The 11846-nt window shown below is 45.9% G+C and carries 16 protein-coding genes; 4 read left to right on the top strand and 12 right to left on the bottom strand.

Annotated features, from left to right (window positions below):
* The 12 genes from AC6R05_RS05170 to AC6R05_RS05115 form a co-directional block, all read right to left on the bottom strand.
* Positions 1-466: type II secretion system protein (locus AC6R05_RS05170; protein WP_500646754.1), on the bottom strand; the 466-nt coding region annotated here is incomplete at its 3' end.
* Positions 467-701: 235 nt separating this feature from the next.
* Positions 702-2156: an N-acetylglucosamine-specific PTS transporter subunit IIBC gene (gene nagE, locus AC6R05_RS05165; protein WP_500646753.1), complete on the bottom strand. Its 1455-nt coding sequence runs from the start codon at positions 2154-2156 to the stop codon at positions 702-704.
* A gap of 223 nt (positions 2157-2379) precedes the next feature.
* Entirely contained in the window at positions 2380-2814 is a 435-nt protein-coding gene (locus tag AC6R05_RS05160; protein ID WP_500646752.1) for a PACE efflux transporter, read from the bottom strand.
* 690 nt (positions 2815-3504) lie between these two features.
* Entirely contained in the window at positions 3505-3645 is a 141-nt protein-coding gene (locus AC6R05_RS05155; RefSeq protein WP_500646751.1) for a hypothetical protein, read from the bottom strand.
* The gene (locus AC6R05_RS05150; RefSeq protein WP_500646750.1) at positions 3642-3929 is read right to left on the bottom strand and encodes a hypothetical protein; all 288 of its coding nucleotides are present in this window, start codon (positions 3927-3929) and stop codon (positions 3642-3644) included. The genes AC6R05_RS05155 and AC6R05_RS05150 overlap by 4 nt, the downstream gene beginning before the upstream one ends.
* A 154-nt stretch (positions 3930-4083) precedes the next feature.
* Entirely contained in the window at positions 4084-4593 is a 510-nt protein-coding gene (locus AC6R05_RS05145) for a hypothetical protein (protein ID WP_500646749.1), read from the bottom strand.
* An 826-nt stretch (positions 4594-5419) separates the two neighbouring features.
* Positions 5420-5815, bottom strand: coding sequence for a helix-turn-helix domain-containing protein (locus tag AC6R05_RS05140; RefSeq protein ID WP_500646748.1), 396 nt, complete (start codon positions 5813-5815; stop codon positions 5420-5422).
* Positions 5781-6527 carry a hypothetical protein gene (locus AC6R05_RS05135; protein ID WP_500646747.1) on the bottom strand — a complete coding sequence of 249 codons (747 nt, stop codon included), beginning with the start codon at positions 6525-6527 and terminating at the stop codon, positions 5781-5783. The genes AC6R05_RS05140 and AC6R05_RS05135 overlap by 35 nt, the downstream gene beginning before the upstream one ends.
* Before the next feature lie 59 nt (positions 6528-6586).
* Positions 6587-6985 carry a hypothetical protein gene (locus AC6R05_RS05130; RefSeq protein ID WP_500646746.1) on the bottom strand — a complete coding sequence of 133 codons (399 nt, stop codon included), beginning with the start codon at positions 6983-6985 and terminating at the stop codon, positions 6587-6589.
* A 446-nt stretch (positions 6986-7431) separates the two neighbouring features.
* Entirely contained in the window at positions 7432-8229 is a 798-nt protein-coding gene (locus AC6R05_RS05125) for an MT-A70 family methyltransferase (RefSeq protein WP_500646745.1), read from the bottom strand.
* On the bottom strand, positions 8226-8528 hold the full coding sequence (locus tag AC6R05_RS05120; RefSeq protein WP_500646744.1) for a winged helix DNA-binding protein: 303 nt from the start codon (positions 8526-8528) through the stop codon (positions 8226-8228). The genes AC6R05_RS05125 and AC6R05_RS05120 overlap by 4 nt, the downstream gene beginning before the upstream one ends.
* Complete coding sequence (locus AC6R05_RS05115; RefSeq protein WP_500646743.1) at positions 8528-8737, bottom strand: hypothetical protein; 210 nt, start codon at positions 8735-8737, stop codon at positions 8528-8530. The genes AC6R05_RS05120 and AC6R05_RS05115 overlap by 1 nt, the downstream gene beginning before the upstream one ends.
* Positions 8738-8880: 143 nt before the next feature.
* Here AC6R05_RS05115 and AC6R05_RS05110 point away from each other — a divergent pair, with 143 nt between their 5' ends.
* The 4 genes from AC6R05_RS05110 to AC6R05_RS05095 all read left to right on the top strand — a co-directional run bounded on the left by AC6R05_RS05110 (position 8881) and on the right by AC6R05_RS05095 (position 11349).
* Positions 8881-9252 (top strand): helix-turn-helix domain-containing protein, encoded by a 372-nt coding sequence (locus AC6R05_RS05110; RefSeq protein WP_500646742.1) that lies wholly within the window; start codon positions 8881-8883, stop codon positions 9250-9252.
* A gap of 108 nt (positions 9253-9360) precedes the next feature.
* Positions 9361-10122 carry an ATP-binding protein gene (locus tag AC6R05_RS05105; RefSeq protein WP_500646741.1) on the top strand — a complete coding sequence of 254 codons (762 nt, stop codon included), beginning with the start codon at positions 9361-9363 and terminating at the stop codon, positions 10120-10122.
* Positions 10106-10717, top strand: a complete 612-nt coding sequence (locus AC6R05_RS05100; protein WP_500646740.1) for a DUF669 domain-containing protein — start codon at positions 10106-10108, stop codon at positions 10715-10717. Before AC6R05_RS05105 ends, AC6R05_RS05100 begins: the two co-directional genes overlap by 17 nt.
* Before the next feature lie 146 nt (positions 10718-10863).
* Complete coding sequence (locus AC6R05_RS05095) at positions 10864-11349, top strand: hypothetical protein (protein ID WP_500646739.1); 486 nt, start codon at positions 10864-10866, stop codon at positions 11347-11349.
* Positions 11350-11846: the final 497 nt, after the last annotated feature.

Here is an 11846-nt window from a genome sequence, read left to right as displayed (position 1 = left end):
AAGCAACGATATAGCAATCATTTTCAAATGCTTTCATTGGATAACCTAGATCCAATTCTTCGCTTTGGCTCGGCTCTTCAAAAGTGAAAATTGTTGCGTCTTGTGCTTTCGGGCCGTTTTGACCATTAGGATAGAAATCAACCACATCATAATAGTTAATATCAGTATCTAATGCTTTCTCGATCTGGTCTGCATTCGCAAGTATATGGCCGTTTGTCGTTAAAATTTCGACCCCCTCGGACAAGTGAATTGTACCGTCTAGTTTCTTGTCAACGCCCTGGATCGATGCCTGGCCGTAAACAATACCGTTCGCACTCTTAACCGCTCCGCCAACGCCCTGCAGGACTGCCGCGCGCGCTTGGCTCTGCACGTCCATAAACTTAGGAATTGCCGATACTGCAAGAATCCCAAGGATCACAATCACGACAACTAATTCAATTAGAGTAAAACCGCTCTGCTTTTTCATAACTAACACCTCGTATAAATGAGGCTAGAATTGTACTGATTTTGAACAAAATTAGTAGCCCGAATATATGAGCTTTTACACTTTAAGGCACGAAAAACGCCAAAATCACAACGGCGTCAAAGTTTTGCACGATCCAATTAGGGTAATTTGTAGATAGAAAAAACCCGCCATAAAGACGGGTTTAGTATCCGGCGCGGTGACTAGCCGCGAGTCCTATAGGGAGAACTACCCCGAATTAGTTTGCGTGAATCTCTTTCATCGCTTTAGCGACTTTGTCGACCTTACCCATACCAACAATTACTTGAATCGCTGTAGGGCCAAGCTTAACCACTGCGGCCGCGCCAAGCGCTTTGACTGCTGCCTCGTCAACCTTGCTAGAGTCTTTCACGCCTAGACGTAAGCGAGTGATACAGTTATCGATCTCTGTAAGGTTGTCGTTACCGCCTAGCGCTTCGATGTATTGAGCCGCTACCGTCTTGATATCGTCCTCACCATCCGACGCTAGATCCTCACCACGGCCAAGCGTTTTAAGGTTCAGTTTAACGATAGTGAAACGGAATAGAGCATAGTAGAGAACGGCAAAGACTAGGCCCTGTAGGATCAGCATGTACCACTGAGTTGCTAACGGGTTTTGAGTGCCTAGCACGAAATCTACAAAGCCCGCCGAGAATCCAAAGCCTGACATCCAACCCATGTGAGCCGCAATAAATAGGCTGATACCGGTTAACACTGCGTGAATCAGGAACAGGGCCGGAGCTAGGAACATGAAAGAGAACTCTAGCGGCTCTGTAATACCAGTGAAGAACGACGCCGCGCCCGCTGCCAACATTACAGAAAATACTTTAGTTTTGTTTTTCTTGTCTGCTGAGTGGTAAATCGCTAGCGCTGCCGCCGGAAGACCAAACATCATGATTGGGAAGAAACCCGCCTGATACATACCAGTCACGCCCGGCGTTGCTGTGCCGTTTGCGATTGACTGAGCGCCGCCCAAGAAATTAGGAATGTCATTAATGCCGACAACGTCAAACCAGAAAACAGGGTAAAGAGCGTGATGCATACCAACCGAAAGCATTAAACGGTTAAAGAAGCCAAACAAGCCCGCGCCTACTGCTCCCATATCTTGCAACGATGTACCCAAAGCCAATAGGCCCGAGAAGACAACAGGCCAAACAGACATAAGGATAAACGCCAAAGCCATGCCCGCAATTGACGTAAGAATCGGCACTAAACGTTTACCCGAGAAGAACGCCAACGCTTTTGGTAACTCGATGTGACTTGTTCGGTTGTAAATCTCTGCTGAGATAATACCGATGATGATCCCGACAAATTGGTTTGCCACTTTGTCAAATGCCATTGGCACCTGATCAACTGGCACACTCAGCGCCATAGCTAAGAAACCTTTAGATAGTAGTGTCGTTGTTACCAACCACATTACAAAACCAGATAGAGCGGCCGAGCCGTCCTTATCTTTAGATAGACCGAATGCAACACCAACGGCAAACAATACCGCCATGTTGTCGATGATCGCGCCGCCCGATTTAATCAGGAACGCGGCAAGCATACTATTAGCGCCCCAACCCGTCGGGTCGAGCCAGTAGCCAACACCCATAAGGATCGCCGCTGCAGGCAAAGTCGCAACGGGAACCATTAGCGCCTTACCGACTTTTTGCATATAGCCGAGAATATTCATTTGTTAACCTCCGATTGATAATAGTCGGAAGTCTATCGACGTTAATTCACGATTCAAATTAAATTATTTAGGATTGTGGCGACGTTCAACGTTTCAGAATATTTCGTTCTCTTAGGGTTGAAGTTAATTTCTTACTGTGGCAAAGCCCTTTTATTCGAGCACAAAAAAGCCCCGCGTTCTGCAGGGCTCTCTCTCTAAAATTCGTCTGGGTCGAATGTAAAATCTATGTCTGAAAAGTCGTACTCTGTGACTTTTTTACAATCGCTGCTCTAACGTGATCGTAAATAAGATTAAACATAAACGCGTATATAGTGAGGAAAATTGTTATTCCCACATCCATCAAAAACGCTTCGACAATTCCCACCCCTAACAGGTATGCAATTAGCGGAATCGTCGCGAGCAATAGGCCCGCCTCAAATAGAATTATGTACCATGCCCGAAGCCCGAAACCTCTCTCGGCTCGGTCGCCTGGGTAAAACTTGTCAAAGATAATATTAAAAATGTAATTCCAGATCATAGCCAGTGTTGCAACTAAAATCATCGTGCCTGACAACGCGCTAACCTCATGATTTGTAAACATCCATAGGCCAACGATTGACAGGCTTACCGCCAGTGTTTCGAATAAAACCGCAACGAAAATGCGCTCCTTAATTGTCATTTTAATGACTCCTATTGGTTAAAAAGGGAGCCCATTATCGACACTTTAAGGATTAAATCAACACAAAAAAGCCCCGCATCCTGCAGGGCTCTATTTACTGCCTTTCTATGAGGCTTTGACTTTTCTTTTTCCTGTTCGCGGCAACCAATCGGAGGTAATCGAAAGGTTTTTTCAGTGGTTGAGCTCACCTAGCCGCCCGAGCATTCTATCCGCCTAAAAGAGCGAGGTAAAGAACAATAAACGGCGCAACCATGCCAAGGAACGCAGCCCACCCAAAATAAAAATAGAAAACCTTATCAAACATCGTGTTAATTCCTGTTTAGTGTAAACGCTCAGATAATAGAGCCGCACAAACAGAAACGCAATAGAGGCCCCCGAGCCTATCTAGTGCCAGTTAATCGGGTTAATGGCGACCCAGGAGCAAAATTGGCGGCCGAACCCGAACGGATGCAGAAAGGACAAAACTCTCCGTAAGCGACCCCGGCCAAAATTCGAAAAACTTATGATTATGGCCCTTTCAGACAAAAACAGGCTGCGAACAACAAACAGACCTAAGATCACAATCCTTTAACAACTCAAAGAGCCATATCAAAAGCATTTCAAAATAGAAAACATAGAAAAAGGAGGCTTTCGCCTCCCTTTTTAATTCAACGCTGATCCGCAATTTAACAGTATGTAGTTAATACGCAGTTAGAACCCAAAGAGCGGGAGCAATGCCCCGACCAACTCGCCAACGATAGGGGCGAACTGTGGACCTAACAACGCGCCCGCTATAGCTGCGGCGCCGTATTTAATCGCCTGTTTGCGATCTGGTAACTGTGGCTTTCTCATCCTTGGCCCTCTGCTTTAATCTTCTTGATTTCCGCTAGTGTCTGCGGCGTGAATATATCTTTGAAGAGGTCCCACTCGCTCTGCAGCGCGTCGAACCCTTGTTCGTTCAGTTGTCGGTCATGCTCTTGGCGTTGCTTTATTAGCGCTACATCCTGGCTAATGCTAGGAACCGCCTCGGCGGTCGCTTTTAAGTCCGAACGCATATCATTGAGAACCATCACCCCAAAAAAGCCAACCAGGGAGACCGCCCAGGTTAGCGCCGTTTTTTGATCAAGTGCTGCCATGCTTTCCCCCAGGTAATAAAAAAGCCCTGGGATAACCCAGGGCCTTTTAAGCTTTAATCGCGGAGCTGAGAAAATGGTTAAGTCATGCAATTTATACCTATTCCCATGTTGATAAATCTACCACCCTAATTGGCTCATTTCCACCCCTTTCGGGCTATTGTTGGGAAAATTTTTTTTGAGCGTGACCGACCTCTTTTTCTATCATCAAAACCCATGCTTCCACGGTTTCGCTGTACTTGTTACGCCTCCAGGTTTCCCACGCGACCCCGGAATCTCTAGCCCTAGAGCGACTAGAGCGCCACAAAAAACCCCTTTCGGAACATTCCTCACAAGGCACTTGCTCGACCTGGACCTCTTCGCAATCCTCGCCCAATGCGACAAACTTATAAACCCACTTTCTGCCCTCGCAAGCCTCGCAGACCTTGGGGGATATGGCCTCAAGAGCTATAAGCCTTGCTAATTGGTCCGCTCTCCTTTTATGCTCTCCAATAAGTAAACCCGTTAAAATCTCAACTAAAGCCATTGCGGAACTATGATCACCATTAACGCGAGCCAACAAGACAAGCTTTCCGATCTCACAGTCTTTCATCATTGCCAGGGCTCCCGCGACGTCCATCGCCTCCCGTCGTCCGCTGCAAAGCTTCGCGATTTTCTCAACTTTCATTTACTTGTTCCTTTCTGCTCTGATAGCTAATCCAGTCGTAAACAGTCCCGAGCGGGACCTCCATCTTTTCGGATATCTTCTCCCCGGTAACACCCTCAAGGCTCAACATTCTGCAAAGCTCCACGTCATGATCATCATGCTTGGCCAAGTGGTGCGCCTGCCCTGACTTTCTAAGTCGGACAACCTTTCCAATCTTTCTAAAATAACGAACCTTTGAATGCACCGACGCCAAGGAACGGCCCAACGACGCGGCTATGTCCTCGGCTTTCATGGTTTGCGAGTTTGCAATCAAAAACCTTTCTTCGCTTTCACTCCACTTGATCCACGCTTTCGCCACTTTCAACCCTCTCTCTCATGCTCTGCAGGACTATGAGCGACTGTTTGTTCTTGGACATGCTTGAGTTCTCAAATTTTTCGAATACGTCAACAACGGGCCGTATGGGTTCTGTGTTTCTATACTCAAGCAAGTATTTAGCGCCATGATTCCCGAAATTCTTGTTTCTCTGCTTTCTTTGCTCGATAAAGTCCTCGATAAAGAAATGCTTTACTTTCCATTTCATGATCGCGCTATCTTCTCCGGCGTCGTAACAGCCTAGAGAACGCCCATAAGTGAGCGATCATATGAATAGATAAAGCCCACCAAAGATAAGTGATATTCCCCGTGTTTGATTCCATTTGTAGTAGGACATACCCGAGCAATAGCAAAAAGCTAATATCTTTTCCGAATGGCCGCGAGAAAAGGCAAGCCAACAAAACGCCCGTAATCAGAAACATAAAAAAACAACCCCATTAATACAAAAAGCCGCGTATAAAACGCGGCTTGTGTTTACTTCTGGGATGTTATGAGCTCGGACAAGTGATTCACGGCGTTTAAGATCTTCCGTTGGTTATTAAACATTTTCGTGTTTTCACCACGGAACGAAACCAACTCGCTTTCTATCTCGCCCAATCTATCCAGATAAACGTCGGTCCTTTTAATATCAGCCCAGAAATTCAGGAAGAAACGCGGGTCCCTATCTAATAGGCCCGCTATCAATATCAATTCGTCTAGTTTGACGGCTTGCTTTCCACCCTCGATCGCCTGGTACTTGGTACGACCTACGTTTAAATGCTCATAAACATCCTTTTGACTAAAGCCCGCCATTTCGCGCGCCGCCTTTAGCCTCCGACCAAATTCGGCTAATGCTTCATCCACTCTTTTCTGTGTCGCTTTGCTTGTCATCGTTTACCCCTACGCTGTCCGAACATTTCGGAACCTTTAACAAGTAAGGGTCTATAATCTCAAGTAATGACTTTAAATCAAACATTTCTGTTTCAAGCAACACAGTAACGCGGCCTTTTCCTGGATCTGTCATTACATCAGTAAACGAAACAAACGGCTCGATCTCTGGCTCTATGCTCACTTGAGGCTCGATAGCGACTTGATGAGGGACAGCCTCGACGGACTGCTCTATCTCTAGCGGCTCGTTCTGCTCTGGCACATCATCCACCGGCTTTTTATCATCCTTGTTCTTGTTCTTGTGGTAGCTCTTTTTGTGCGAGTTGTTCACGCAAGGCTTACACTGTTTTGATGCGCCGTAACGCTTACTATTTGGGAAGACATATCCGCAACCAGTACAAAAGAAATTCTTTTCGTCGTGTTCGGTCCACTTTAGATCGTTAGCTGAGTTTCTTAGAAAATGGAGTCTTTCGGATGTTTTGAGGATGAACAGGTTTCGCGGTAGCTCTTCAAGTAGGAACAGCATTTCCGAGACAACATTAGCGGGTTTAATATCGTTCTCGATGCAATGCTCGGCGACAAGTCTAAAAGCGGATATTTCAGAAAGCTGCGCTTTCATAAAAGGTTTTGTGACGCCGTGAAAATACTTTTGCGGGCTCTTGTATTTACCTCGAACCAAGCCGTGAAGCTCGGACATTATATCTTTTGTTGCCATAACTGATCTCTATAAGGAAAGGCCCCAGGAGCGAGGCCCAGGCGTTGGGGGACGCCTAATTAATGAAATACTTTATTATTATCTTCGGTCGTTTCTTCTTTCTCTGACTGGCACGACTCGCAATCGCAATCATCGTTAATGAGAGTGTCCAAAGCTTTACCCGATAAAGCTCTCATAAGTTCGCGCAACTCCTCGGGCGCCTCACTGATAGCTTTCTCTAGTCTGTCCACTATTGGGCGCAGTTCCTCGGGATATCTAATTCTCTTTAGGCCGAACTTCTCCTCGATGCGCTTTGCCTCGTTATCAATGTCTTTCTCAGCCTGTTCAATAATCGATTGGAAAGCCTCAAACATTTCGGCCCTTGCTTCTCCCTTGACTCCTGGAACGTCCAGGACTAAACGCATTCTGATCCCGACCTCTTCGCGTGAATCGTCTGTTTTTGGTTGGCCGTCTTTCATTTACTGCTCCATTTAAAAAAAAAGCCCCGTCCCGAAACAGTGGGGCGGGGCATATGCAATAAAAATCTATTACTACGTCAGTTGGTTAGGCGATATTGCCACGGCTTAAAGAGGCAACACCTTAGCGCGCGTTTACGTTAACGCGCTAATGGGGCGAATATTGGCTTTATTTACCCTGCAAATCAACCCTAAAAGGAGATAACAGAGCCCGATCGATCAGGTTTTGATCGGTAACTGCTTAAAAATGTGACATTTGTCACGTTTGCACTGATATTTATATCACTTAAATTAGGTGTATATCCCTAGTTAATATACAAATACCACTATAAATAGCTAAAATATATTCATTTAACCACTGATTAGCATGTTTTTTGATCGCAATGCCACCAAAAACCACAAAACACCACAAAAGGAGCGTCGATCCAATACGGGGGATAACTAACATTTTAGGCGCGACACGCTTCCCGGTGATATGGCTGCAGGGCCGTTTTAAAATGAACCAATTCAGGCGCCGTTTTTTGATATCCACATCGACCACACTCGAACAGGAGCCCGCCGCCGTCGTCACACTCAAGGGCTTTCACCTCGTCTAAGTCATAGCATTTGGGGCAAATCATGCGATAGTCACGATCTGACGGCTCACGCTCCGCCAATGCAAACCGATAAGCCTCACCCAAGTTTTTAAAAGGGCTCGGGCCTAATTTTATATTCGTGTCGAGCTCATTCCCCCAATGGTCCCAACCTGGAGCCGAGTCTCTGGCGAATAGTTCTATTCGAGGCAAGTCTCCGAACAGGTCCACAATGAGATCGCGAAACTCTGGAGGCTTGGCCGAGTGTTTCGTCACTGGGAAGAATTGAACCTGGCGAATAGAGGCGTTTATCCTCTTTGGCGTTTTCTTTCTTTTTGGCCTAGCCAAGATCATAAGCTCCGCGTTGCTGCGGGTGTAGTGACCCATACCCACAAACGTATTCCCCGGATCGCCGTCTTTGTAAGTCTTAACCCAGACAAACAAACAGGTCACATACTCAAAACCCCAAAGCTTGATCAGCTCTTTGGCCGTCTCCAACTGAGGGAACGTGATCCACATACAAAGCGCGCATTCCTGGTCGGCTAGACCAAGGACTCTCAATCGCCGCATTTCTTCGAGGCTCATTGTTGGATAGTGCCGCTCTGCTCCGCCGCGATTCATAGACTTGTCATTGTATTGCCAAGGAGGATCAGCAAGGATAATTTTATAACTCATGACTCCCCCATATCTAAGGACCAGGCCGACGCGTTCGGGTTCTTTCGCTTTAGAGCAAGGACGGCGCCGAGTGGCGTTGTCACGTCTAGATCTTTAAAGAAGCCGTAATAAACGTAAGTCGCGGCGCCCGTATTGTTGTAAATGCTCTCTTGGTGGAAGAAATGCCCCATCTTCCTAAGCTTCCTAATTAGTGCGATAACCCTCGCTTTCTCGACGTTTAATATCCTCGCTAGGTCTTTAACTTTGTACTCTTCACCCTCTACCAAATGCTCAATTATTTGAGCCTCCAATATTTGCATTATTTAGCCCCTTTTTTGGCGTCAACATAGGGCTGATAAATTGACGCCCAACTCAAAGCCCCGTCCGAATATTCGATAAGCTTTTCGGCCGATTCAGGGCGCGGGGCCTTTCTAAGCTTGGCCCAGTTAGCTACGGTAGACGTTGGGACCCCCAACTCTCTCGCCGCTTTTGAGATCGTTTTTTCGAGTATAAATTCTGAAATGTTCATTTTGTGCTCATGCTTTTTTTAATCAAAAACTATTACCAAAGGCTCACATATACGAGCGGTTTTGCATTTTTTGACGCGCCTTTTCATTGAATTGCTTCCCCTTTAAGGGTATATTCCCAAGAAAATAATTTTATGGGTCACTAATGAGAAATTTAAAAACGCCGGATATGCAGGTTTTTAAAGAGCGACTAAAACAATTGCGACATGCAAAAGGGTTCGACACTGGGCTCGAAGCTGCTACCGCTCTCGGGCTCGCTCAAACCACATACGGCAAATATGAGAGCGGATATCGCTTCCCACGATTAGACGGTCTTATTGATTTAGCAACCTTTTTTGATGTGTGTCCGTTGTGGCTTATAGGCTCGACGGATGATCCTCTAAATCAAGAGGTTTCAAAAAAACTAGCATCTGACGCAATGGACCCCAATCGCGAATCTAAGATCGGCGACTTCTCAGGAAAGTTTGTCGCTGACAACGGCCACGTATACGCTGCGATTTTTAGATTAATCGAATAGCCTTTCACATTAAACCCAAAAAGGGTGACATAGCACTAGAAAACCCCTAAAAGGGTTGTAAGAGTTGCCAAGGCACGATAAAAACCTCCGCTCAAGGAGGTTTTTTTTATGCTCGAAAACATGATTAGCGGAGTGATCCGGCGACCTCTGAAAACGTTTATTTATGGCGCTGAGGGCGTTGGAAAATCTACTTTTTGCGCTGTCCCGGGCACTGCCTGGGTTTGTGCTGAGGATGGAGTTTCCGCGCTTGATGTAACCCGCCTACCTAGCCCCGAAACCTGGGCCGATCTTCTAATGCAAATCCGAGCCTACATCGAGGAGCCCCACAACTTTTGGGCCCTGATCATTGACTCTTTGGATTGGTGCGAACGATTGGCGGCGAAAGCTGTAGAGGCAAGCGAGGGGAAAGGGATCGGAGAGATTCCATACGGGAAAGGCCCGATGATGGTCGCCGACAAAATGGCCGTACTTCTAACCATGCTCGACGAACTAGTCAAACGCCGAAACCTGGACATCTATTTAATAGCTCACGCCCAAGTGACGCAATTTGATGATCCGGCGGGCGAGGCTTATTCCCGTTGGACCCCTGCACTAAGTAAACGAGTTTTGCCAATGTTCAAAGAATGGTGCGACTGTCTTTTGTTCGCTCAAGACGACGCATATTTAACGACCGTTGGAACCGGATTCAAGGAACGCAAGATCGCCAAAGGCAACGGCGGCCGAAACATGTTCACAGAACATCGGCCAAGCCACGACGCGAAAAACCGTTTCAAACTCCCTCAAAAAATGCCGCTCTGTCATACGACATACAGACAAGCGATTGACAACTTTTACAATAATCTAGGTGATCAGAATGCAAGATATGAATGATGAAATTTACGGCAACTTTGACGAAGTGGACGAACAGGACAACTATTCCCCGGTTCCTGGGGGAGAGTATGATTTCCGAATTTTACGCCCGGAGTTCTCAACCACTAAAGCCGGAGACGGTCGAATCGTAACGATCCCGCTTCAAATTGAATCAGGTCAATTTGAGGGGCGCCTCGTTTGGGCTCGCTTTAACGTAATGAACCCAAGCATGGAAGCGGTAGAAATCGCACGCAAAAACCTAAAGCAGTTGGCTATCTCTGCGGGCGCCAATGCATCCGGGCAGATCAGCCGATCTATGATTGAGAGTTTAGAGTCTCGCTTGTGTCGCGCTCAAATCTACGTAAAGAAAGACCAAGAGCACGGGGACCGCAACGAGATCCGCCGCTACATTGCGCCAGATATCAACCAAACTCACGCAGCCCCACAGCATCAGCAACAAGGCAGCTACCAGAATCAACCTAATAACAATATGAATCAGTATGCGCCTAATCAAAATCAATATGAATCATCACCAAGCCACCAAAATGCTAATATGAATCAGGTTAACCACAATCCGAATCATAATCCTAGTCATGGCGGTTGGAATCGCCAATAATATGATTTAATTTGATTCAAAAAAAAGCCACTTAATTCAAGTGGCTTTTTAGTAAATTTATTTGTCAATGTGCTCGGATCAGTTGTTGATCATTACCCCTTTGGTATTATTAACAAAAATATAAATAAATGACGGATTAAGTAAAAATGTTTAAATATGGATTACATAACGACAAGGCTATTGGTGAAATCGTAATTTCGGTTGTTGGATGCTTGGGAGGTGGAGCCCCGGCCATGAATTTAATGTTAGGGACCTGCGCGGCTGAGACGGCACTCGGCACAACCCCGGACATTCACTCCGAGAGCGGATTCGGCTTATTTCAGCTCGACAAAATCGCCATTCAAGACATTAAGGAACGAACGCGCGACCATCATCGCGATCGCATTGAGCAACGTTTCGGGATAAACCTCGACGAAATCGAACCGCGAGATCTTAATTTCTCCCCACTGCTATCGGCAATTTTTGCCCGACTTCATTATAAATTAGTGCCTGAACCTATTCCTGGAGATTTAGCGGGCCGCGCTGAATACTGGAAAAAGCATTACAACAAGACCGGAAAAGGGACTCCAACGCATTACATTAAGCAAAGCGAAAAACTGTTCGAAACGGATCTTTACAACGCTATTAATTAAATTAAGCGTCCTATTAGGATAATAAATGAAAGGGCTTTATTGATAGACTCATCAAATTCTAGCTGTAAAGCCTTGATTTGTGATCCAATTAACAGAAAGTTTAGATAAGATTAGAAATTGAGCTTTCGCCCTTTATGGGCAAGAAAGATCTTGATCTCTGAAATTTAGATCAATAATATAAACCCCAGAAAGAGAAAAGGAGTAAAAGACTGCAATCTTTTACCCCCCAAAAACCACTTACACAGCTCCGTGATAAGTCCGACCATTATAGCCAACACATCGGCTAAATCAACCCTTTTAGAGTCAATCTAAAAGCGTGTCTTTTGGGGAATCCTTTTCTCTCTCTATCATTGTTATTAGATGTCGGCGCGAATGTCGTCTCATTTTCGTATCTGTTTTGTCAGGCGATTGAGTCGAACGGGGAGACCTCTTGTTAATGGTGCTGTGCGGATTTTACACGTTCAGCAACGCGCACTCAGTTGGTAACAGTGATTATA

It is taken from the genome of Vibrio sp. R11-SG3-ISO9, from assembly GCF_059834255.1.
Note: the sequence above shows the minus strand (reverse complement) of the source record. Positions and strands in the feature narration are given on the sequence as shown.